The 23552-nt window shown below is 51.9% G+C and carries 15 protein-coding genes and 1 pseudogene; 2 read left to right on the forward strand and 14 right to left on the reverse strand.

Annotation, left to right across the window (positions count from 1 at the left end):
- Positions 1 to 77: 77 nt before the first annotated feature.
- The 8 genes and pseudogenes from NG346_RS11570 to NG346_RS11600 all read right to left on the reverse strand — a co-directional run bounded on the left by NG346_RS11570 (position 78) and on the right by NG346_RS11600 (position 10040).
- Positions 78 to 794, reverse strand: coding sequence for a hypothetical protein (locus NG346_RS11570; RefSeq protein ID WP_262280070.1), 717 nt, complete (start codon positions 792 to 794; stop codon positions 78 to 80).
- A gap of 179 nt (positions 795 to 973) precedes the next feature.
- Positions 974 to 2140 carry a tyrosine-type recombinase/integrase gene (locus NG346_RS11575; protein ID WP_262280071.1) on the reverse strand — a complete coding sequence of 389 codons (1167 nt, stop codon included), beginning with the start codon at positions 2138 to 2140 and terminating at the stop codon, positions 974 to 976.
- Between the two features lie 120 nt (positions 2141 to 2260).
- The gene (locus NG346_RS11580; protein WP_262280072.1) at positions 2261 to 3235 is read right to left on the reverse strand and encodes a hypothetical protein; all 975 of its coding nucleotides are present in this window, start codon (positions 3233 to 3235) and stop codon (positions 2261 to 2263) included.
- A gap of 189 nt (positions 3236 to 3424) precedes the next feature.
- Positions 3425 to 3742 (reverse strand): annotated as a pseudogene (locus NG346_RS14645) (helix-turn-helix domain-containing protein); the annotation flags it as partial.
- A 336-nt stretch (positions 3743 to 4078) separates the two neighbouring features.
- Complete coding sequence (gene mnmE / locus NG346_RS11585; protein ID WP_262280073.1) at positions 4079 to 5518, reverse strand: tRNA uridine-5-carboxymethylaminomethyl(34) synthesis GTPase MnmE; 1440 nt, start codon at positions 5516 to 5518, stop codon at positions 4079 to 4081.
- Between the two features lie 8 nt (positions 5519 to 5526).
- Positions 5527 to 6402 carry a nucleoside phosphorylase gene (locus NG346_RS11590; protein ID WP_262280074.1) on the reverse strand — a complete coding sequence of 292 codons (876 nt, stop codon included), beginning with the start codon at positions 6400 to 6402 and terminating at the stop codon, positions 5527 to 5529.
- A gap of 122 nt (positions 6403 to 6524) precedes the next feature.
- Complete coding sequence (locus tag NG346_RS11595) at positions 6525 to 7664, reverse strand: hypothetical protein (RefSeq protein WP_262280075.1); 1140 nt, start codon at positions 7662 to 7664, stop codon at positions 6525 to 6527.
- Between the two features lie 15 nt (positions 7665 to 7679).
- Positions 7680 to 10040: a bifunctional dihydroorotate dehydrogenase B NAD binding subunit/NADPH-dependent glutamate synthase gene (locus tag NG346_RS11600; RefSeq protein ID WP_262280076.1), complete on the reverse strand. Its 2361-nt coding sequence runs from the start codon at positions 10038 to 10040 to the stop codon at positions 7680 to 7682.
- 264 nt (positions 10041 to 10304) lie between these two features.
- On the opposite strand from NG346_RS11600, the gene NG346_RS11605 reads away from it, so the two are divergent.
- A complete protein-coding gene (locus NG346_RS11605) occupies positions 10305 to 11594 on the forward strand; it encodes a glycoside hydrolase 5 family protein (RefSeq protein ID WP_262280077.1) in 1290 nt (429 codons plus the stop codon).
- A gap of 41 nt (positions 11595 to 11635) precedes the next feature.
- On the forward strand, positions 11636 to 13987 hold the full coding sequence (locus NG346_RS11610; protein WP_262288759.1) for a glycoside hydrolase family 3 C-terminal domain-containing protein: 2352 nt from the start codon (positions 11636 to 11638) through the stop codon (positions 13985 to 13987).
- Between the two features lie 409 nt (positions 13988 to 14396).
- On the opposite strand, the gene NG346_RS11615 is transcribed toward NG346_RS11610, so the two are convergent.
- From NG346_RS11615 to NG346_RS11640, 6 genes are all read right to left on the reverse strand, one after another.
- Positions 14397 to 15737 (reverse strand): MATE family efflux transporter, encoded by a 1341-nt coding sequence (locus tag NG346_RS11615; protein WP_262280079.1) that lies wholly within the window; start codon positions 15735 to 15737, stop codon positions 14397 to 14399.
- Between the two features lie 157 nt (positions 15738 to 15894).
- Positions 15895 to 16419, reverse strand: coding sequence for a ferritin (locus NG346_RS11620; protein ID WP_262280080.1), 525 nt, complete (start codon positions 16417 to 16419; stop codon positions 15895 to 15897).
- Between the two features lie 81 nt (positions 16420 to 16500).
- A complete protein-coding gene (gene thrC, locus NG346_RS11625; protein WP_262280081.1) occupies positions 16501 to 17829 on the reverse strand; it encodes a threonine synthase in 1329 nt (442 codons plus the stop codon).
- 32 nt (positions 17830 to 17861) lie between these two features.
- On the reverse strand, positions 17862 to 19094 hold the full coding sequence (locus NG346_RS11630; protein ID WP_262280082.1) for a cofactor-independent phosphoglycerate mutase: 1233 nt from the start codon (positions 19092 to 19094) through the stop codon (positions 17862 to 17864).
- Between the two features lie 28 nt (positions 19095 to 19122).
- Positions 19123 to 21558, reverse strand: coding sequence for a bifunctional aspartate kinase/homoserine dehydrogenase I (gene thrA, locus NG346_RS11635; RefSeq protein WP_262280083.1), 2436 nt, complete (start codon positions 21556 to 21558; stop codon positions 19123 to 19125).
- Between the two features lie 195 nt (positions 21559 to 21753).
- The gene (locus tag NG346_RS11640) at positions 21754 to 23451 is read right to left on the reverse strand and encodes a putative transporter (protein ID WP_262280084.1); all 1698 of its coding nucleotides are present in this window, start codon (positions 23449 to 23451) and stop codon (positions 21754 to 21756) included.
- Positions 23452 to 23552: the final 101 nt, after the last annotated feature.

Raw genomic sequence — 23552 nt, forward strand, 5'->3', positions numbered from 1 at the left:
CTATCTTTTCTTGTTCCATGACCGCAAAGGTAAGCAAAAAAAATAGTTTTAGCACGCTATCATATCAAGTTCTTTGGTTAGGCAGCGGCATCCGTCCGCCACGGACAATCCCCCTTGGGCCCCGGTTCATCGATTTTGATGGTGAACTGGTTCTCGGGAGACTGTTTCAAGGTTCTTCGGATGGTCTCCACTTCCAGGTCCTTCATGGCGACCGGGAAGCAATACTTGGCAAACTCCGCGCGTTTGACACCGCTCCAGCCCAGACGTTCGCCGATATTCCATACGAAATGGCGGATGTCGAAAGATGAAAGCCGGTGACTAGGATTAAGTGGGACAGGCATGAATTGCTCGTCATCCGAAAGATTCCAATGCCGAATGTTCTCGAAGAGCATATCCAAGGACTTGTCATCATCAAGAAATGGAACCATGACGATGTCGATGTATTCCTTGATGGCCTCACGTCTGTCCGCCTTGTGCTGCTTGCGCTTCTGCTTGTACTCCATGCGGAGCTCGTCCCTCGACTTGCGAGGCTCGGAAGGCTGTGGGGGAGCCTTGTCTTCGCAGGAAGTACCGTGGAAATTGCTCCAAATGAAGAAACGGTGGCGGGCAATAAGGTAGCCGGATATCATAGCCAGTGGTATTGCTATGACGACAGCCCAACGTACTGCCAAGGTTGCGGCACCGCCTCTGCCGTGGAGGTAGTCGTGGGCAACAAGACTGTTGCCCATGACAAAGGTGGTTAACAACAGCAACGAAACCGCCACTGTAAGGAAAAATTTAACTTTGTTGTTCATGTAACTTATATATATTTGAGTGATATGAATAGTCGCAAGACCAACGGCGGCAAAGTTAATAAAAATTTTTAAATGTGCATATATACTATATTGGCAAGTTAATGACTTTTTGTGCAAACGTTGAACATAATTGCCTCTGATAGTAAGCACTTTGCATATTCATGCACATTAGTTGTAACCTATGAGTTTTCGTTTTGATTCTTCTCTTTATCATCGGAAGTCTTTACATTTGCATCCTGATGTAGAATATTGAGCGAAATCTTGTCTGCAGCCTCGCGACTCTTAGGGTCGGCGTGGCGGGCATAGCGTTGCGTAGTGCCAACATCCTTGTGGGCGAGCAGGTGCTGCACGGTGTAAAGGTCGGTGCCGAGCTCTATCTGCAACGATGCATAGGTATGGCGGAAGGAGTGGAACGTGATGTGCTTGGTGATGCCGGAGCTCTTGATCCATTTCTTCAGTGGATGGTTGAACATTTCTATGGTGAGTCCGGGGAACACCTTGCCCTTAGAGCGTGGCTTGATCAGCTGGAACGTCTCGTTGCTGATGGGCACGTAATTGCGCTGCTGAGTCTTCTTGCTGATGAAGTCGAGGTAGAGACCGCCGTCGGCATACTCGCAGACCTCATCCCAATCGAGCTTGATGATGTCGCTGCGTCTCAGTCCCGTCAGGCACGAAAAGAGAGAAGCACGACGGATGATCTCCTGCTCGCACGGTGTCTGGCTGAGCGTCTGCAACTCGGACAGTGTCAGCGAGTCCTTATGGGTCGGCACCGACTCGATGCGCTCAAGGAAGTCGTTGGGATTATTCTGGATCATGCGTTCGCTGTACGCCACGTTGAGAAGGGCACGGAACGTAGACCAGTAGCCTGCCGCAGAGTTCTGGTTGATGGGTTTTCCCGTCCGCATGTTTTTCGCATTGAGTAGGTACTCACGGAAGCGGCGGCATAGGTCAAGGTCCACCTCGCCGCACGTGCAGTGTCCATCGACGAACCGCTCAAAGTGCTTGTAAACGAAGTCCCACTTTTCGTTCTTGTTCATAAGTATGCGCTTGAAGTAGGCGAGGAAGTCACGCTTGCTCGTCGTCTGGTCGAAGAGGTCGTAACGCTCGCTGACCACGCTCTCATACCGCTGGCAGCGGATCATCTCAGCCTTCTCGCGCATGCGTCTGTTGAAGGCACGCTCCATCTTGTTCTTGGGATTGGCATAGATGTAAATGCCAAGATACTCACGGCGGATAATTTTCATCGTTACCTTGTCACGGACTCCGGGATAATAATCCAGGTAAAGAGAAATCTTGTCATGGGCAAGCTTGCGCTCGCGAAGGGTTACATTTTTACAGTACTGCATAGTCTAATTGTTTTAAGTTGTTATTATTTTCTTTGAATTGCTATCATTTGTTTTTGGTGTGCAAAGTTCTGAATTCCGGGCACACTGACCAAACGGTGACGCGTGTCAGCAGTCATTAAATTAGCTTTTTCCTCTTTTTTCCTTAAAAATCCTGTCAATATCGCCTTTGTTAAAGTACGAGAACTGCGCTTTGTGCACTTTTCCGACCTTGTAATACTTCACCGTATTGTACACCGTGGTGCGTGTCACACCATATTTCTTCATGATTTGCTCCACAGAATAGTACTTGTCACGGCTCTCGAAATCATCGCTTTTCACCTTGTCTATGTCCTCCTTCGAGTAGAACACTTTCCCCTTGACCTGTTTGGTTGGAATCTTATGGCGGTAGGCAAAGCTGCGCCTGGCCTCAGGGGTCATCATATAGAGTTCCTCCATGTCCTTGGCACTTATCCAAAGCTTCACCCAAGGTTTGGCCTCATATTTGGCAAAGGCCTTCTCGATGACCTCGGAGGGGAAGTAGTTGTAGCCGCCGATGGACTTTTTCTCCTTGATGTTCATGGCGCGTGTAATATTCTGCACATGCTTCACCGTCATGGCATACTTGTCGGCGATCTGCTCGATGGACACATATCCTTCGGGGATGCGTGCCTGTCTTTCTTCCTCCTTGCGCTTCAGCAGGGCATCGATGGTGGCGTCCTCAATAGAATCGTTCTTCTCTATGCGCCCATCATTTCCGCGGTGCCGCATGATCGCATCGAACTCGTCCTTAGCAATCAGAGTAAACTTTCCCTCCTTGGCCGTCGTCAAGTGGTAGGCACGGGTATAGTAGCTTATCTGATCCTTTGACAAGCCATAGATTTGCTTAAGTTGAGGATATGTATAGTACTTCTCATCTTTGAGCGGGTCTTTGAGTTTGTCTATCTCCTCCCTGCTGTAATAGACCTTCCGTAGAATGGTCCTTCTGGATATGTTGTGACGTTTGACATAGTTCAACACGGCAGAATGGGACATGCCGAACTTCTCCATGATTTGTGGGATAGTGTAGTAATCACTGTCAGAAACGGTTTCCGTCAGTGCAGCGAACTTTTCATTCACAACCTTCTTTGGGAAGAAAGAGTTTCTTCCCTCAAAAACAATAGGAATATTATATTTATTAATCCGCGTTCTTACTGCCTTGCGTGAGATACCAAACTTCTCAATTATCTCCCTCATTGTGTAATATTCACTTTCGGTCTTACGCCCGTACTTCTTTTTCTTAAAAGTGGGAGCATTGTCGAAAAGAGAATCAAGGTCAGATCGGCGTATCACAATCCTGTTCTCACTCAATTTCACAGCCTTAATGATACCTTGGTAAATATACCTGTAGACGGATGTCGATGTCGTCCCGAGCAATATAGCAACATCTTTGGGTGACAGAAATGGCTTGTTGCCTATCAAACCAATTTCCGGCACTTGACATTTCGTCGTTTCCCCGACTGCATTCACCTTTTTGGCATTTGACCTCTTAGCGTCACGCCTGCAACTTGGGCTACAATAACGTGTACCAAAGTTGTGCGCAATGAATGGCTTTCCACACCAGCTACATCTTCGTTCAATGTCCATGATTAGTCAAATTTTAGTTTACAATTCTTCTACAGCCAACAACACGCATCCACAGGCATCCACAACTTTGTGCCTTCGATGTCATTCCGCGTGATACGGCATTTTTGCGGCTTCCACAACTTTGTCCTTTCAATGTCGCTTCCACAATTTTGTATGGCGCGTATTAGAGGGCGTTGGTACAACCGCGGTACAAAGATAACTAAAATAACTGGGACCAATTTGGACCAACTCGGAAAGTGTTAAAAAGTAGGTGCATGAAAAAACCGCTGAAAATCAGCGGTTTAGTCTAAGTTGCTTCAAATTGGTTGAAGTTGGTAAAGTCGTAAAAATGGGGTTTCACTTTCCGATGCAGAAGTGCTGGAAGATGTTGCCAAGCGTCTCTTCGGTTGTTATTTTTCCGCCCGTGATTTCAGCAAGGTTGTCAAGACATTGGCGGAGATCTTCGGCGACGAGGTCAGAGCTGAGGCCAGTGGACATACCTTCTATGACACGAGTGATATCGGCGTGAGCGCGGAGCAGGGCTTCATAGTGCCGGGTGTTGGAGACAATAACCGTATCTTCGGAAATGTCGGGAATCTTCGCTTTTTCAAAGATAACCTCTTTGAGAAGGCTGATATGGGAGCCTTTCTTTGCGCTAATAGCGACCTCACCTTCGAAGAGTGGAGTAGGAGAGAGATCGGCTTTGTTGTGGACCACGATGAGGGCTTTGTCTGAAGCATTCTCAGCAGAGTGCAGACGGACATCATAACCAAGATGTAAAGATAAGTCTTTTATTTCATCCTCAGATGGCCGTGAGTCTATCACCCAAAGGATGACAGTGGCCTTGTTGATCTGCTCATACGCCCGTTTGATTCCTATTTTTTCGACTTTATCATCAGTCTGCCGGATTCCGGCAGTATCAATGAATCGGAAGGTAACGCCATTGATGTCTATGGTGCCATCAATTGTGTCGCGTGTAGTGCCATCAATATCACTGACAATCGCTTTGTCTTCATTCAGCAGTTGATTGAGCAATGTGGACTTACCGACGTTTGTCTTTCCAACAATAGCCACGGGAATCCCCTTTTTCAAGGCTTGTCCCGTCTCAAAACTTTTGGCCAGGGTCGCGATTTTATTGTTAATTTTTTGCGCAAGGTCATAAAGTTTCTTCCGGTCAGCAAATTCGAGATCTTCATGGTCCGAGAAGTCGAGTTCCAGTTCCAGTAAGGAAGTGAGTTTCAGAAGCTGTTCGCGAAGTCTTGCGAGTTCAGAACTGAAATGTCCTTTCAACTGGCTCATGGCCATATCGTGCGATGCTTTGTTGTCAGCGGCTATAAGGTCAGCGACAGCCTCAGCCTGGCTCAAATCCATCTTTCCATTGAGAAAAGCGCGTAATGTAAACTCTCCTCTTCGAGCCTGGCGGCATCCTGAACGGATGAGTTCCTGCAAAATATTCCGTACAATATATGCGCTGCCGTGGCAGCTGATTTCTACGGCATCCTCTCCGGTATAAGAATGCGGAGCCCTCCAGACGGAGACAACCACATCGTCGATAACGTCCTGATTTTTCTCGTCCAGATTGCTTTTCTCAGAATCAGGATGAGAGTCAGACAAGGGCAGGATTGTGCCATAATGTAGGCTGTTGGCTTTAGCGTCGATCAAGGAATTGTGTGACGCCGGATGAAAAATCTTTGCGGTGATGGCCAAAGCCTGTGGTCCGCTGACACGAACCACCGCAATAGCCCCACTGGTAGGAGTTGCAAGTGCGCAAATAGTATCTGAATAGGAATTCTGCATATATTTTGTTAAATTCTATCGAGGACCAAAGTGATGAGTCCATCAATATCGCCCTTATAGTTTGTCTCCATCTTCTTAGCCCTTCGGTTGGCTATCACCATACAGCAGGTCATCGCCTTGTGCCCCATGAGGGTAGCGAGTCCGGCGAGGGCAGAGGATTCCATTTCGAAGTTATTAACTTTCAAGCCATTATATTCAAAACTCTCAATTTTCTCATTAAGGTCTGGTACCATCAGAGGCAAGCGAAGGCGTCGTCCCTGTGGGCCAAAGAAGCCACCACATGCGATGGTGATGCCCTTCACCATGTCGTTGGCAGCGATAGTATTGATTAGCTGCGGATCAGCAGTAGCCACATATGGGTTTCCCATTTTCAGGTCCCATCCGACATGCTCTTTGAAAGCCTTTTCGAGTTGTAGGTCAGAAGCCTCGTCGCGACCGGCATAGAAGTTGAGCAATCCGTCGAATCCGATGCTTTTCACGCTGGCGATGTAGGTTCCCGTCGGAGTGTTTGGCTGCAAGCCGCCACATGTTCCCACTCTGACGAGTGTCAGCGTTCGGTGTGCGGATTTTTCTGTACGTGAAGAGAAGTCAATGTTTGCGAGCGCGTCCAGTTCATTCATGACAATGTCAATGTTGTCACATCCGATGCCGGTGCTCAGTGCAGTGATTCGTTTTCCTTTATAGTTGCCAGTGATGGTGTGGAATTCACGATTGCTGGTTTCACACTCTTTTGTATCGAAATGAGAGGCGACGAGATTGACACGTCCAGGATCGCCTACGAGGATCACTTTTTCGGCGAGCTGCTCGGGTTTGAGATGGAGATGAAAGATAGAGCCGTCGGAGTTGATGACGAGCTCAGAGTCAGGAAATATTGTCTTTGTCATGGTTGTTAAGGGTTTAAAGATACAGTAACGACTGTCTACTAACTGCTGCCAGTTTACATTTACAATTTACCAGTAACGTTTACTGCTATCAGTTTGTATTTTTTATCATAAGTTATTTTAAGCTACTGATTGTTTTTTATTTCAGCCATTCTGATTTTTTTAGCCACATTGTGCAGGTCAGTCAACTGCTGTCTCAAGCTGTTTTCCTTTTCGAGGATATTCTGTTTGAGCTCACGTTGTCCTCGAGCGTAGAGGTTGCGTTTCTCGTCGAGGCTTTTTCGTGTGTTGTCGATCATAGTGCAGAGCTCCACCCATTGCCGGAAGAGGTTGCGTGCCAAAGGAGAGTTGAGTTGTTTTTCATCGGTGATAACCGTGTTGTCGTTGAGGACAAACGCGGTTCGGTTTTGTTTTGTGGTGGTTGTCGCGCGTGCCATCATCGCGTCGCGCCTTCTCAGTGCAGCATTCCGGTCGCCGAAGGCCCATGTATCGGCGATGCTGTGTATTTGTGCGAAGTGCTCCAGTTGTGTTGCAGAGAGGTTGTCAGCGGTGAAGTTTTTTCTCACCTGAGTGGGTACAAAGGTGTAGATACACACGCTGTCGGCATGCTGATGTCTGTCGGTGACAAGCCATCCGAGCGTGTCGAGGTCATCGATAGCCAAGAGATAGTCGTTGGCCGTGGAGTTGAAGGGCAGTCCGTAGTTTTGCGGTTGTAGCCACTCATCCTTGTCGCTGTCGTATGAAGTCATGAAGATGTCTCTTCCGCCTATGGTGTTTGGTCCTGTTGCCGAGAAGAAGAGCGTGACACCGTCGGCGCAGAGGAAGGGAAAGTTTTGGTAGTGATAGTCCTCGTCGCTGATGTCGGCAAGAGACGACTGCTGGCTCCATTCTCCGCCTACCTTGGTCTGCATGTATAGCGCAGTGGAAGTGCTGTCGCCCACGGCATAGAATCGTCGGTCGCCCAGTTCGGTTTCGTATTGAGCCAATACGTTGTTTCCGATTTTTCTTTTTACGGATAGTTTCCCCGCCTCTTCGTTGAGAGGAATATGTCTGAGGAAGTCGTTTTTACCAACGACCACGCTGTCGATGACCATCACTTTCGCCGTGGCGGGGAGCAGCGTGTTGAAGAGTAGCCTTCCGCCATTTCCGTTGTTCCTCATCGCAGCGGCAGCCTTTCCTTTCACCGCAGCGTTTCGTTTCTGAGCCCCCGCGGGCACAGCTACGAAGAGCAGTGCCGTGAGGATCCATGCCTGTATTTTCTTCATATTAAAACAGAATATCTATTTAGCTTCTTTCAGATGCTTGTCCATGTTGGCAGCGGCACGTCGTCCGTCACCCATGGCCAGTATGACCGTAGCACCGCCGCGTACGATGTCTCCTCCGGCGTAGATGTCGGGTTGACTCGACCTCATTTCGTCGTTGACCACGATTGTATTTTTGCGTCCGAGTTCCAATCCTTGGATGCTCTTTGGCACCAGTGGGTTGGGCGACACACCGATGGCCACGATGACCTGGTCGCATTCGAGGGTCTCAGTCCTACCCGTAGCTACCGGGCGACGGCGGCCACTGGCATCGGGCTCTCCGAGCTCCATGACGTCGAGCACAGCGGCGCGCACACGTCCGTTGTCGTCAGCGAGATATTCCTTTGGATTGTGGAGCGTGAGGAAGTGTATGCCCTCTTCCTTCGCGTGCTTCACCTCTTCGAGTCGTGCGGGCATCTCAGTTTCAGAACGACGGTAGACGAGGGTCACGTCAGCCCCCAGGCGCTTAGCCGTGCGGCAGGAGTCCATAGCCGTGTTGCCGCCACCAACAACAATCACCTTCTTACCAATATTAATAGGAGTATCAGTATCGGGGTTGGCCGCATCCATGAGGTTGACGCGGGTGAGGTATTCATTGCTCGACATCACGTTGATGTAGTTCTCACCGGGGATGTCCATAAAGTTGGGCAGTCCGGCACCTGATCCGACGAATATGCCGCGGAAGCCCTTGTCCTCCAAGTCCTTCACGGTGATGGTCTTGCCCACGATGCAGTCGGTTTGGAAATGAACTCCCATCTTGCGCAGGTTGTCGATTTCCACGTCTACGATGCGGTTGGGCAGTCGGAATTCGGGAATACCATATTTCAGCACACCGCCGATTTCGTGGAGAGCCTCGAAGACATAGACCTCGTAGCCTTTCTTCACCATATCGCCGGCAAAGCTCAGTCCCGACGGTCCCGAGCCAACGACGGCCACCTTGATGCCATTCGACGGAGCCACCTCCGGCAGCACGCCACGTCCGCTCTCGCGCTCATAGTCAGCGGCGAAGCGCTCGAGATATCCGATGGCCACGGCAGGCTCTTTCATCTTCAAGTGGATGCACTGACTCTCGCACTGCTTTTCCTGAGGGCATACGCGGCCGCAGACGGCGGGCAGGGCAGAGGTCATCTTCAGCACGCGGGCAGCATCGAGGACGTGTCCGCGCTCGATATTCTTGATAAACGACGGAATGTTGATGTTCACCGGACAACCCTCGACGCAGCTGGGCTTACCGCAGTCGAGACAGCGGCGGGCCTCACCCATGGCCATGTCGAGCGTCAGTCCTTTGTTGACCTCCTCGGTGCGTGTGGTGGCGCGGTAGGCGGGGTCGAGTTCGGGCATTTTCACGCGCACGATTTGCTTGCGCTCCTTAGCTGTCATTTTTTTCCTTAGTTCCTCACGCCAAGGGGCGTTGCGGTCAACGAGGCTTTCCACGGGTTCCTTTCCGTCGTTGGGCGAGGTTGCTACCGTTTCAGCCGTGTTGCAAGCCCCACAGGTTTTCGTTTCATCGCCGTGGTGGAGGTGTTGCTCATAGTGTTCCATCTCCTCTTTTTCCACGCCTTTGAAGGTCCCCATTCGCTTCATCATCTCATCCCAGTCGACGAGATCTCCGTCGAACTCAGGGCCGTCAATACACACAAACTTCGTCTTTCCGCCGATAGTCAGTCGGCATGCTCCGCACATACCGGTACCGTCGACCATGATGGTGTTGAGCGATACATCGTTGGGTATACCATATTTATGAGCCAGCAGCGAGGTGAATTTCATCATCACGGGGGGACCGATGGCGAGCACCTTGTCGACATGCTCGCGCTTGATGACCTCTTCCACGCCGACGGTGACTACGCCTTTCTCGCCGTAAGATCCGTCGTCGGTCATGATGATGACCTCATCACTGTATTTCTTGACGTCATCGACCATGATGACAAGATTCTTCGTACGTCCGGCGAGCACTGAGATGACGCGGTTGCCGGCTTGCTTGAGCGCGGTGAGGATCGGGAGGATGGCTGCGATGCCAATGCCGCCTCCGGCACACACCACGGTACCGTATTTCTCTATCTTTGACGCATTGCCCAAGGGTCCTACGATGTCCTGCACCTCATCGCCTACATTGAGCTGACAGAGCTTGGTAGAGGACAGTCCCACCTCTTGCACCACGAGAGTGAGCGTACCCCTTTCGGGGTCGGACTTTGCGATGGTGTAGGGCACACGCTCGCTGTCCTTATCCACGCGCACGATGATGAAGTGCCCGGGGCGGCAGCTGCGCGCGATGAGCGGTGCCTCTACCTCCAGGCAGAACACCTTTTCCGAGAATTGTGTTTTCTTAAGGATCTTGTTCATTTCAGTCTTTGTCTTTGTCTTTGGTCTATTCTTTTGCACAAAGATAGCAATAAAAATTGAGTTTTCTCAATGAATATTCGTTAAAATAGCACTAATTCGAGAAAAAAAGAATGAAAAGAAACTATGAGATGATCAGGGAGAGCCGCTATGAGGATTATAGTTGCAAACAAAATACTATTATTTGCAAAGATAGTGCAACGGACTTTCAATGTTTTGCAGTATCTTTGCAATATAGATAATAAAATCAGACCTGATAACAACATCATGAAATCAACATTACGACATCTATTCTCAGCACTCATCATGCTATTGTTCTTACCCCTTGCGGCTCAAGCCCAATATGTGCAGTGCCACGACGGCAAGTTTTGGCGTGGCGGCAAACCTTATTATTATGTAGGTACCAATCTATGGTATGGAGCCATTCTTGGTTCTACGGGGCAGGGCGGTGACCGTGCGCGCCTCTGTCGTGAGCTCGACCGGTTGAAGGCTGCGGGCATCGACAATCTGCGCATCCTCGTGGGGTCTGACGGGCACCGTGGCGTGAAGACCAAGGTGGAGCCGACGCTGCAGGAAGCACCGGGCGTGTACAACGACACCATCCTCGCCGGCCTCGACTATCTGCTTCAGCAGATGGGCAAGCGCAAGATGGTGGCTGTGCTCTATCTCAACAACTCGTGGGAATGGAGTGGTGGCTACGGCTACTATCTCGAACAGGCCGGACTCGGCAAGGCGCCGCGCCCCAACGAAGCCGGCTATCCTGCTTTTATGAACTTTGTGGAGCAGTTTGCCGGCAACGAGAAAGCCCATCAGCTCTTCTACGACTATGTGCGCTTCATCCTCGGCCGCACCAACCGCTACACCCATAAACGCTATGTCGATGACCCTGCCATCATGTCGTGGCAGATTGGCAACGAGCCGCGTGCCTTCTCCAAGGAGGCTCTCCCTGCCTTTGAACGGTGGCTCAGCGAGACCTCAGCCCTCATCCGCAGCATCGACAAGCATCATCTTATCTCCATTGGCAGTGAGGGTGCATGGGGGTGCGAGGGCGACTACGGCTGCTATGAGCGCATCTGTGCCGACAAGAATGTCGACTACTGCAATGTCCATCTGTGGCCCTACAACTGGGGGTGGTCCAAGGCTGACTCGCTCGTGGAGAATCTGCCGCGCGCATGCGCCAACACCAAGGACTATATCTCGCGCCATCTTGCCATCTGTCAGCGCCTGGGCAAGCCCCTCGTCATGGAGGAGTTTGGCTATCCCCGCGACGGCATGAGCTTCCGTCCGGGCTCTCCCACAAAGGGCCGTGACACCTATTATAAATATGTCTTCCAGCTTGTGGCCGACAATGCGCGCCAAGGCGGACGTTTCGCCGGCTGCAACTTCTGGGGATGGGGTGGGGAGGCCCGTCCGCGCCATGAGCAGTGGCAGGTCGGTGATCCCTATACCAACGATCCGGCACAGGAGCAACAGGGACTCAACTCGGTCTTCGACTGCGACAGCTCCACGCTCAGCGTCATCAGCGGCGTGATCCGTCAGTTCAAGAAATTGCATTAATCAACACACATTATATTATTATACATCATTATTAATACATTATGAATAAAAAACTATCTACAATGGTGTTGTCGCTTTGCATGGCGAGTGCGGCTTCGGCTCAGGCTCCGCAACTCAATGCCCATAACATCGACCAGGTGCTCCAGGCGATGACCTTGGAGGAGAAGGCTCAGATGCTTGTCGGCGGTGGCAACGACGGCTTTGTCGGATCGGGCTCCATGCTCGGCCATCAAAAGAAATTAGTAGCCGGAGCAGCCGGTATCACCGTGGCCATCCCGCGGCTGGGCATACTCGCCACAGTGGTCTGCGACGGTCCTGCGGGCGTGCACATCGATGCTCACCGTCAGGGCACCACACAGACTTTCTTTGCTACCGGCTTCCCCGTGGGCACCTGTCTGGCTTGTACGTGGAATACCGACCTCGTGGAGCAGGTGGGGCGCTGTGAGGGCAACGAAACCCTGGAGTATGGCTGCGACGTCATCCTCGGTCCGGGCATGAACCTCCACCGCAATCCGCTCTGTGGCCGCAACTTCGAATACTACAGCGAGGACCCCATAGTCACGGGAATGATCGGCACCGCCATGGTTCGTGGCATACAGAGTCAGGGCGTCGGTGTGTCGATGAAGCACTTCGCCGTCAACTCGCAGGAGAGTGACCGCACGCGTGTCGACGAGCGTGTCTCACAACGGGCCCTGCGCGAACTCTATCTCCGTGGCTTCGAGATGGCCGTGCGCGAGGCAAAGCCGTGGACGATCATGTCGTCCTACAACAAGATCAACGGCGTCTATGCCCAGGGCAACCACGACCTGCTCACCAAGGTGCTCCGCGATGACTGGGGCTTCAACGGCATCGTCATGACCGACTGGATCGGCAAGCGCGCTGACCTGCCCGTTGCCGAGGAAGTGCATGCAGGCAACGATCTGCTCATGCCGGGGTATCCTGCTCAAGCCGAGGACATCGTCAAGGCTGTCAAGGAGGGCAAGCTCGACATCAAGGATGTGGACCGCAACGTGCGCCGTATGCTGGAATATATCGTCAAGACGCCACGCTTCCGCAAATACGCTTTCAGCAACAAACCCGATCTCAAGGCGCATGCTCAGGTGACCCGGCAGACGAGCACCGAGGGCATGGTGCTGCTCAAGAACGGTGACATTAATGGAAAAGCCGTGTTGCCCATGGAGGGCATCAAGCGGGTGGCGCTCTTCGGTGTCAACAGCTACGACTTCATGAGCGGCGGTCTCGGCTCGGGCTGCGTCAATGTGCCCTACGTCGTGGATATGGTCGACGGACTGAAAAACGCCGGTGTCTCCACCACACCACAGCTCACCGACATCTATACTAAATATGTGGCTTATGCCAAATCCAAGCTCAAGGCCGACAAGAATCCGTGGATGTGGTTCCTCGACCAGGGTCAGCCCAAGCTCGACGAGATCGACATCACCCAGCGCTGTGTGGAGCATGAGGCTCCGGAGGCCGATGCTGCCATCATCACCATTGGCCGTCAGGCCGGTGAGGGCATGGACCGCAACATCGAGGGCGAGTTCAACCTCACCGAGCAGGAGAAGCAGATGATCAGCCGCGTGAGCAGCGTCTTCCATCAGCAGGGCAAGCCCGTCATTGTCGTCATCAACTCCGGATCGGTGATGGAGACGGCGTCCTGGCGCAGTCTTGTCGACGGCATCCTCGTGGCCTGGCAGCCGGGTGAGGAAGGTGGCAACGCTGTCGCCGACGTGCTCACGGGCAAGGCTAATCCCTCCGGTCATCTGACGATGACCTGGCCGATAACTGCCACCGATGTGCCCTCAACGGCCAACTTCCCCAGCCAGCCCGACTACTACGGTCTGACCGACGCGCTCTATGACCATCGTGTCAAGGGTGTCAACTACACCGACCACGACGAGGACATCTATGTCGGCTACCGCTATTTCGACTCCTTCGGCAAGCCCGTGGCCTATCCCTTCGGCTATGGCCTGAGCTATACCACCTTCTCTATGTCGGGATTCTCAGCCAAAGCCGACAAGCAGGGCGTCACGGTGAAAGTGACCGTGAAGAACACCGGTTCGCGTGCCGGCAAGCAGGTGGCCCAAGTATATGTCACAGCCCCCAAGGGTGGTGAGGAGAAGCCGGTGAAGGAGCTCAAGACCTTTGCCAAGACGCGTATGCTCAAGCCCGGTGAGAGTCAGACGCTGACGATGAGCGTGCCGCGTCGTCTGCTGACGAGTTTCGACGAGGCTGGCAGCCAGTGGAAGGGCGAGGCCGGTGACTACACCTTCATGGTGGGCGACAACGTGGAGCATATCCTCGGCAAGGCCACCGTCAAGTTGGGAGCCTACACCGAGAAGGTTTCCGAGGCCCTCAAGCCGCAGGTCAAGCTCAGTCTGCTAAGAAAGTAACAACAGCATCCCCCCCCTCTACATAGGGGGGATGCCGGATAAGCAATTTCTATGCGCTCCAAACAGTTGGGGATAAGAATGCCTAATGGGGAACAGAAGGATGACAATATGGACTGGGATGGGGAGCTGACCCGTAAGCAGGCAGATACCATCAGAAAGAAACTATATGACGCTATCCTTGCTGAATGATGACTATAAGGGAGCTGAGAAATACCTTGCGCAAAACTTAAGGGTGATAGACGCGGGGAGCCATATCGGTGACACCTATGGCACTATATCAGACAACTTCGGGTAAGGTTATGCAAACCACACGAAAGTATATATAAACAGAAAGAAAGCCGCTGTATTTCAGCGGCTTTCGTCGTATATGATAATTTGGTTTTGTGATGTTTGCATAGATACATAGACGTTATTTCTGAAATTGATAATGCATTACTTTATGAGTTCTGTAGAGAACAACGCCTCGTATCAACAGATAGAGGATGAAGGCCAGCCACAGCAGATGATTGGTCCAAGCCCGAGCGGGAAGGGCGAGGGAAAATGATACCCATGCCACGACAAAAAACAGCAGAGAGGCGACAAAACTGGCCAAGAGCATCGGACGTGTTAGTGTAAGTCCAATGCAGATTCCATCCAAAACAAATGCCAAAGTGCCCGCAAGTGGTATCATGCAAGCCCAGGGCAGGAAGTGGTCAGCCACAGATACCACCGTAGGGTCGCTGCTCAGTAAGCCTACCAACAGTTTACCACCGAGCACATAGAGCAGAGTGGCGGTGAGGGATAGTCCCGTGCCCCATTGGATCAGCCGTCGGGTGACCGCATGCAGTCCCTGACGGTCATTGGCGCCCAAAGCATGTCCCGAGAGTGCTTCACCGGCAAAGGCAAAGCCGTCCATGACATAGCTGAACAGCGTGAAGAAGGTCATCAGCAAAGTGTTGGCTGCCAGCACAGTGTCGCCTTGACGGGCGCCGAAGGCTGTGAAGCCAAAGTTGACAGCAACGAGGCAGACTGTTCTAAGGAAGATGTCGCGGTTGAGCGAAAAGAAATGAGCCAATTCGGTGCGCTGCAAAAGTTCCATCCATGAGATATGTATGCTACCCAAGCGAACCACATGGCGGCGGAGCATATAGACTGAGGCGAAGAGTCCTGTCCATTGGGCAACAAGCGTTCCAAAGGCCACTCCCTGCATTTTCATGCCAAGTCCTATGGCTAAAGATAATGACACGATGACGTTGACAACATTCTGAAAGATTGCCACATACATCGGCGTGCGTGTGTCTTGCATGCCTATGAACCAGCCATTGAGACACATCAATGCCAGGGTAGGGGGCGCACCCCAAATGACGATGCGGAAGTAGACATTGGCGATGGCTCCCACACCAGCAGAAGGAGAAATAAGCCATAGTGCCAACTTCCAAAGCGGATATTGCAGCAGCAGGATGAGGGTCGCCACGCTGAAGGCCACACCGAGAGCCCTAAGCAACGATGCGTAAATTGCTTTGCGGTCGCCAGCACCATGTGCTTGTGCTGTAAGGCCACTCGATCCCATGCGCAGAAAGCCGAAGAGCCAATAGGTGACATTGAAAAAAGTTGTGGCTACTGACATTGCTGCAAGATAAATACCAGAGCCAATGTGTCCAACGATGGCAAGGTCACAGAGACCAAGGAGTGGGATAGTGATGTTGTTGATGACCGAGGGCAAAGCCAGTTGCAGGATTCGGCGGTCGAGTGTGGACAGCGTTATGGACATGAGAACGAGTATATTAAAGAAGCGGAGCCTCTTTGGCCCCGCTTCTTCGTGATAAGTTAAATCGCATCGAAGAATCTTCGGATTTCTATCTCTTCTTATTCTTCAATCATTGTATTTGATTATCGTTGGGGAGTAGACATCCCCCCCTCGGAGTTGCTTATGCATTCTTGGCAGCAAGCGGAGCAGCCTGGGTGTAGACACGTGTGGAAAGATCTTTGTCGAGCGTATAAATGCCGTAGCCGTTGTCACCGATCATCTTCAAGCTATCGATGATGTTCTTGGCATTTTCCTCTTCCTCGACCTGCTCGTCGATGAACCATTTGAGCATGCTCTGTGTAGCGAAGTCGTTGTCCTCAAGTGAGGTGGAGTAGAGTTTGTTGATGAGTCCTGTCACCGTCTGCTCATGCTTGAGGGTGTTTTGGAAGAGGTCGAGAGGACTTGTCCATTCTGTGGGTACGCCCTGGATGGGGTCGAGCATCACGCGGCCATCACGCTGCAGGATGTAGTCGAAGAAGATCTTCACATGGTCCAGCTCCTCCTGATACTGCACCTCGAACCAGTGTGCCATGCCGGGGTAGCCCTGTGCGTTAGCAAAAGCTGACATAGACAGATAGAGATAAGCTGACCAGAACTCGGCATTGATTTGCGCATTGAGCGCGTCTTGCATTTTTTGACTTAACATAATAAAAGCTGTTTATTAAATGATGAGGTCAGTCATATTCATGCCTGTATGACTCAGACTTGAACATTCTGATCTGCTGATTCAAATCTGCATAAGATATTTCTTAAATGCTTCGAAATTGTTAGGCATCTCCACACTCTGTTTCTTTCCGCGCATGAAAGCCTGGAGTCGCTCAGGAATGGCAATGTCGGCATTGTCGATTGCGTCAACCTTCTCCTTGAATTTAGCAGGGTGAGCGGTCTCGAGGAAGATACCAACCTGTCCGGGCTGCAACTGCTCGGAAAGCGCTTGATAGCCACAGGCACCGTGAGGATCAAGAACATAACCAGTTTCGTCGTAGCACTGTTTCATAGTTTTGCGAATGGCGTCGTCGCTATAGGTAGCACCCGAAATGTCATTGCGGATAGCTTTCCAGTCGTTGTTGTAGAGATCGAGAATTCGTGCAAAGTTGCTTGGATCACCGACGTCCATTGCATTGGCAAGCGTCTGCTTGCTCGGCTGCGGTGAGTAGACACCCGTCTGCAGATAGTTATAGAAGATGTCGTTGGCGTTGTTGGCGGCGATGAAGTGCTTCACGGGCAGTCCCATGCGGGCACCGAAAAGTCCTGCGGTGATATTGCCAAAGTTACCACTTGGAACGCAGACAACCATATCCTTACGTCCTGGTCCAACAAGTCCCATGCGCTTGAGCTGTGCATAGGCATTGAAGTAATAGAAAGCTTGGGGCAGGAAGCGCGCCACATTGATGGAGTTGGCAGAAGTCAGCTTCATGTGATCGTTGAGTTCCTTGTCCATGAACGCATTCTTTACCAGCGCCTGACAATCGTCGAAGACACCGTCGACCTCCAGTGCGGTGATGTTGCGTCCGAGGGTAGTGAACTGGCTCTCTTGGATTTTGCTGACTTTTCCCTTGGGATAGAGAACATAGACGTGGATGCCGTCGATGCCGAGGAAGCCGTTGGCCACTGCCGATCCTGTATCGCCAGAGGTAGCCACGAGCACGTTGACCTCATGATGAACGCCCGTAGCCTTCTCGTCTTTCTTGATGAAATATTGCAGCAAACGGGCCATGAAGCGGGCACCTACATCCTTAAAAGCCAAAGTGGGGCCGTGGAAGAGCTCAAGGCTGTAGATGTCGTCTTTGACCTGATGCACTGGAGTATCGAAGGCCAAGGTGTCGAAGACAATCTGTCGCAGCGAGTCTTCGTCTACGTCGTCACCAAAGAAGCAGCGGGCTACCTCCAAGGCAATCTCTTGAAACGAGAGCTTGTCGATGTTCTCAAAAAATGACTCGGGCAAGTGCTTGATGGTCTCGGGCATATACAGTCCGCGGTCGGGAGCCAGTCCGTGCTCCACAGCCTCACGGAGTGTGGCCATGGGAGCTTTATGATTGGTTGAATAGTATTTCATAATTTGATTGATTTCAAATGTTTATCTATATTTTATTCGATACTCATAAATGTTTCCATGAACTCGTTGAGGTGGAGCATGCCGTAGGCACCTTCCACACACGACACCTCATCGTAGGTTTGTACGTTGTCGGGCTCAATACCACGATACCAAATGAGGAAAGGTACTGGCTCCTTGACGTGAGTACGGATCTCAACGGGCGTTGGATGGTCGGGGAGCACCGCAATGCACACGGGTTCATTCCATGTGCTCACCTCTTCGAAGATGGGTTTCACGATGCGTCGGTCGAGATAGTCGATGGTGCGCAATTTCAGTTCCAGATCACCATCATGCCCAGCCTCATCACTGGCTTCGAGATGTAGAAAAACGAAGTCCTGATGACGCAGCGCGTCGATAGCAGCCTGTGCCTTACCTTCATAGTTCGTATCGGAGAGTCCGGTGGCTCCCGGCACTTTCACCACGTCGAGTCCGGCATAGTGTCCGATGCCTCGGATGAGGTCGACAGCAGAGATGCAGGAACCGGAGTGGATCTGTGGGAAGAGTTCTTGTAGTGTCTTCATCGAAGGGCGGTATCCACCGCTCCACGGCCAGATGCTGTTGGCTTTCTCTGCTCTGCCCTGGTTGAAGGGATGCTCCATGAGCAACTGCTGAGAGTGGAGAATAAGGTCATTGACCAGATCAGCGGTTTCTTGCGCCGTCATTCGGTCGCCATCGTGTCGATCGGTCCAACCCTCCTCAGACTTGACGAGCAATGGACGCCACTCCTCGTTGGGGTGATCGTGCGGTGGAGCGCAGACGATGTGCTTGTTGCCGCCTTTGATGATAAGCAGATGACGATATTGTATACCGGTGATGAAGCGTATGCGGTCATTGCCGAGTTTATCATTGAGATATTTGATGAGCACGTCGCCCTCCTCAGTCTTGAGATGTCCACCGTGGTGGTTTTTGATGCGTCCATTCTCGAGCTCTATGATGTTGCATCGTAAGGCAAGGTCGTCGGGCTGCATGTCGTAGCCAATGCTGGCAGCTTCAAGTGGTCCTCGGCCCTCATAGACCTTGTTGAGGTCATAGCCGAGGATAGCAGTATTGGCGACCTCAGAGCCCGGCAGAAAGCCGTCGGGGATGGTCATCAGTCTACCGGTGCGCCCTTCGCATGCCAGCCTGTTCATATACGGAGTGTCAGCATATTGCAGCAGGGTCTTGCCCCCCAATCGCGCGACGGCGTGGTCAGCCATACCGTCGCCCAGGATAATAATGTGTTTCATGGCTATTCCGAATTAACAATCCTTTGTTTTAAATGTTGGCGATACTCATAATGTTGGCAAAGACACCGGCGGCTGTCACGCTGGCACCTGCACCATAGCCCTGAATGAGCATAGGATACTCTTTGTAGCGCTCAGTTGTGAGCAGCACAATATTGTTGCTGCCTTCGAGGCTGTAGAATGGATGATCCTTGCCGACAGCCTTCAATGCTACGCTGGCCTTGCCCTGATCCATTGTAGCCACGAAGCGCCACCGTTTGTCCTCTTTTTCGAGTTGCTCGCGTTTCTGTTCAAAATCAGCGTCGAGCTTTGGCAGTTTTTTCCAGAAGTCCTCCACTGATCCCTGGAAATACTCGTCGGGTACAAAGAGATGCTTCTCCACGTCGTCTTGCTCAATGCGGTATCCGGCCTCGCGTGTGAGAATGACGAGCTTGCGGATAACGTCAGTGCCGCTGAGGTCGATGCGTGGGTCGGGTTCTGAATAGCCCTGCTCTTTGGCGCGTCTGACAGTCTCGGAAAAGGGCACGTCGGCCGCAATCTCGTTGAAGATGAAGTTGAGGGTTCCGCTAAGCACAGCTTCTATGCGCAGAATACGGTCACCAGAGTTGCGCAAGTCGTTGATGGTGCCGATAATCGGCAGACCGGCACCTACGTTGGTTTCGAAGAGAAACTTCACGCCACGGAGCAGTGCAGTGTCCTTAAGCAGTCGATAGTTATCGTAGGACGAACTGGCAGCAATCTTATTTGCGGCCACCACATTGATATTGTGGTTGAGCAGCGCAGGATAGAGTGCGGCGATGTCGGCCGATGCCGTGCAGTCTACAAACACTGAGTTGAAGATGTTCATCTTCAGAATATTCTCGCAGAGCGACTGTGGTGTGCTGGGCTCAGAGTTGTGGAGCTGCTCGCGATAGTTGTTCAGATCGATGCCGTCGCGGTCGAAGATGGCGTTTTTAGAGCTGGCGATGCCAACGACGTTGAGTTTCAGTCGTGAATGTTCCTTGAGTTCATCGTATTGGTTGCGGATCTGCTCGAGCAGTTTACCTCCTACAGTACCCACGCCACATACAAAGAGATTGAGAACCTTGTATTCAGAGAGGAAGAAGGAGTCGTGTAGGACGTTGAGTGACTTACGCAGAGAGCGAGAGTCCACGACAAAAGAAATGTTGGTCTCGGAGCCACCTTGTGCGCAAGCGATGACCGAGATGCCGCTGCGTCCGAGCGTGCCAAAGAGTTTTCCGGCGATGCCCGGTGTATGTTTCATGTTTTCACCGACGATGGCGATGGTTGCCAAGTTGCTTTCGAGATGCATGGGGAACATGGCACCGTTGGCGATTTCTGATGCAAACTCATGGTTAAGCACCTCCACAGCTTCCTCTGCATCCTCGTTGCGGACACCGATAGACGTGGAGTTCTCGGAGGAGGCCTGTGAAACGAGGAACACGCTAATGCCGTTGTCGGCCAATGCCGTGAAGATGCGTCGGTTGACACCGATGACACCGACCATAGACAGACCTGAGACGGTGATGAGCGAAGTGCCGTTGATGCTGGAGATGCCCTTGATGGGCTTAGCGTCGTTGGCAATCTTATCCTTGATAATAGTTCCTGGGGCTGATGGGTTGAAAGTATTTTTGACCCTGATGGGAATATTTTTCACACAAACAGGGTAAATGGTTGGCGGGTAGATGACCTTTGCACCGAAGTTGCAAAGCTCCATGGCCTCGACATAGGAGAGCTGGTCGATGGTGTAGGCCGACTTGATGACTCGCGGGTCAGCTGTCATGAAGCCGTCGACATCAGTCCAAATCTCGAGCACCTCAGCATCGAGGGCTGCGGCGATGATGGCTGCGGTGTAGTCCGAGCCGCCTCGTCCGAGGTTGGTGATTTCACCTGTGTCGCGGTCGGTGGAGATGAAGCCGGGGACAAGAGTCACCCGTGGCATGTCCTTGAAAGCTTCCACGACGAGCTGGTTGGTCAGTGCGCTGTCGAGTGTGTTTTTCCCGGCAATGTCATAGGTCTTGATAAACGATCGGGAGTCCATCCATTTAGAGCCTCTGACGAGTGTAGCGACGATGTTGGAACTGAGTCTTTCACCGTAGCTGACGATGGCATCTTGTGTTTTCTTGCTCAGATCACGGATGAGGAACACACCGAAGTAGATGGAATGGAGTTGCTCGAAGAGTGCATCGACAGTGTTGAAAAGTGTTTCTCTGTCATTGGGATCGGTGATGATAGTGTCGATCATCTTATGATGACGGTCCACCATCTGCTCGAAGCTTGTGCGCCACTCATCCTTGCCGCTGACGGCGAGTCGTGATGTGGCAATAAGTTGATCGGTGATGCCCCCAAGAGCGCTGACGACAACGACAATGGGTTGCCGGCGGGCTTCGTTTTCTACGATGCGCTTCAGACTAAGAATACTTTTCACGGAACCTACCGATGTTCCGCCGAATTTTAATACTTTCATAATAATAAAATGTTTATAGAATGAATTGACATCCCTCATACAAAGAGGTAATGCCAAGACTTAGTTTTCTAATCTGCCGTCCGCTCTGCCGCTAATGTGCAGGGCGGACGGTGGGAGGGTGCTACTGTCGGCTTTAACCGAAGCAAAAGTCAGACAGTTGCTGTAGGGAGGAGGATTCTCAATAGCAGCCTTGGGCTAACTACAGAAGAACAGCACGATGATCTGAGCAGCGAAGATTCTGAGGAACATGCTCAGCGGGTATACGGTGGAGTAGCCCACAGCGGGAGCTTCCTTGGAGCATGAGGCGTTGGCGTAGGCCAGTGCTGGTGGATCGGTATAAGTACCGGCGATCATACCCATGATCGTGAAATAGTTGAACTTATATTTCAGTCGTGCAATAGTACCGATGATGAGGATAGGCACCACGGTGATGATAAATCCCGTATAGACATATTTCAGTCCGTCTCCGGCTACTACCGTCTCCCAGAATCCGGCACCGGCTTTGATGCCCACGCTGGCAAGGAAGAGTACGAGGCCGATCTCTCGCAACATCATGTTGGCCGAGGTGGTGGTGTAGGTCACAAGCTTGATGCGATAGCCGAAGCGACCGATGAGAATGGCGATGATCAGCGGGCCGCCGGCGATACCGAGTTTCAGAGGCACGGGCATGCCGGGGATAGCCAAAGGAATGCTACCAAAGAGGATACCGATGATGATACCGATGAAGATGGTGGCGATGTTTGGTGCGTTGAGGCTCTTGACCGAGTTACCCATGAGGTCAGCCACACGGTTGACATTGTCCTCAGGACCGACGACAAGAACGCGGTCACCGATGTGGAAGTGGTGGTCGCGGCTGGCAAAGAGATCCATACCCTGACGCGAGATGCGGGTGACGTTCACGCCGTAGACGCTTGAGAAGTGCATCTTGCCGAGCGTCTTACCGTTCATCTTGGGATTGGTGACAATGATGCGCTTCGACACCAGAGGTGACTTGCTCTTCTCGTCAGCCTCTTTCCAGCTGGCCTCTACCTCCGGACCGATGAAAGCCTTGATGGCCTCGGCATCGGCTTCAGCGCAGACGATGTGGGCTTCATCGCCCATCTCAAAGACAGTATCCTTAAGAGGTGTGGTCAGCTCACCGTCGTGGAAGAGATGTGTGCAGACTATATCGCGGTTGAGGAAGTCTGAAATCTCCTGCAGGGTACGTCCGGCGATGTAGGCGTTGGTCACCTTCAGCGTCATGGCGTGTGGCTTGGCGTGTGGGTTTTCTTCTTCGGCCTCGTTGAGTTTTTCCTCCTCTTCCTTGAGGTTGGTGCGAGTGATGTAGCGGATGGCGATGGTGGCACCGATGATGCCGAGCACGCCGAGAGGATAAGCACAGGCGTAGCCGTTGGCGATCTGAGGTGCTTTACCGGCTCCAAACACCGAGGTGAGTGCTTCGTTCGCAGCACCGAGTCCCGGCGTGTTGGTCACGGCACCGTAGAGGGTACCCACCATCATCGGCAGGTTGACGCGGTTGCTCGTGTCGAAGAAGATGTAGTAGCATGCAAACATCACCAGCACGTTGAGCAGTACCGTGGCCGTGGCCAGCAAGTTGAGCGTTACGCCACCTTTCTTAAAGCTCTCGAAGAATCCCGGACCCACTTGTAAACCGATGCAGAACACAAAGAGGATCAGTCCGAAATCCTGCAAGAAGGAAAGAATCGGGGTGGGGGCCGTGAAGCCGACGTGACCGGCTACGATGCCAGCGAACAAAACAAAGGTGACACCCAAGGAGATGCCGCCAATCTTGATTTTTCCCAGCAACACGCCCACGGCGATCACCAAGGAATAGAGCAGCGCGATGTGGGCCACGCTGTCTTGGGTTGTGAATAGATTGATTAACCAGTCCATATATGATTTTTACAATTTCTTTGCAAAAGTACGATAATTTATGCAATGCGCAAAAGAAAAGACAGAAAAACTAAGAAATAGTAAAGCGCAATTCCTATTTT

The sequence above is a fragment of the Hallella absiana genome (assembly GCF_025457485.1).
In the GTDB taxonomy this organism is placed as follows: domain Bacteria; phylum Bacteroidota; class Bacteroidia; order Bacteroidales; family Bacteroidaceae; genus Prevotella; species Prevotella absiana.

Bases quoted from the DNA above. Each gene is read 5' to 3' on its own strand.
- thrC (WP_262280081.1), bottom strand. From the start codon at position 17,829: ATGAAATACTATTCAACCAATCATAAAGCTCCCATGGCCACACTCCGT.
- NG346_RS11615 (WP_262280079.1), bottom strand. From the start codon at position 15,737: ATGTCCATAACGCTGTCCACACTCGACCGCCGAATCCTGCAACTGGCT.
- NG346_RS11640 (WP_262280084.1), bottom strand. From the start codon at position 23,451: ATGGACTGGTTAATCAATCTATTCACAACCCAAGACAGCGTGGCCCAC.
- NG346_RS11630 (WP_262280082.1), bottom strand. From the start codon at position 19,094: ATGAAACACATTATTATCCTGGGCGACGGTATGGCTGACCACGCCGTC.
- NG346_RS11595 (WP_262280075.1), bottom strand. From the start codon at position 7,664: ATGAAGAAAATACAGGCATGGATCCTCACGGCACTGCTCTTCGTAGCT.
- NG346_RS11570 (WP_262280070.1), bottom strand. From the start codon at position 794: ATGAACAACAAAGTTAAATTTTTCCTTACAGTGGCGGTTTCGTTGCTG.
- NG346_RS11590 (WP_262280074.1), bottom strand. From the start codon at position 6,402: ATGACAAAGACAATATTTCCTGACTCTGAGCTCGTCATCAACTCCGAC.
- thrA (WP_262280083.1), bottom strand. From the start codon at position 21,558: ATGAAAGTATTAAAATTCGGCGGAACATCGGTAGGTTCCGTGAAAAGT.
- NG346_RS11605 (WP_262280077.1), top strand. From the start codon at position 10,305: ATGAAATCAACATTACGACATCTATTCTCAGCACTCATCATGCTATTG.
- mnmE (WP_262280073.1), bottom strand. From the start codon at position 5,518: ATGCAGAATTCCTATTCAGATACTATTTGCGCACTTGCAACTCCTACC.
- NG346_RS11575 (WP_262280071.1), bottom strand. From the start codon at position 2,140: ATGCAGTACTGTAAAAATGTAACCCTTCGCGAGCGCAAGCTTGCCCAT.
- NG346_RS11600 (WP_262280076.1), bottom strand. From the start codon at position 10,040: ATGAACAAGATCCTTAAGAAAACACAATTCTCGGAAAAGGTGTTCTGC.
- NG346_RS11620 (WP_262280080.1), bottom strand. From the start codon at position 16,419: ATGTTAAGTCAAAAAATGCAAGACGCGCTCAATGCGCAAATCAATGCC.
- NG346_RS11610 (WP_262288759.1), top strand. From the start codon at position 11,636: ATGAATAAAAAACTATCTACAATGGTGTTGTCGCTTTGCATGGCGAGT.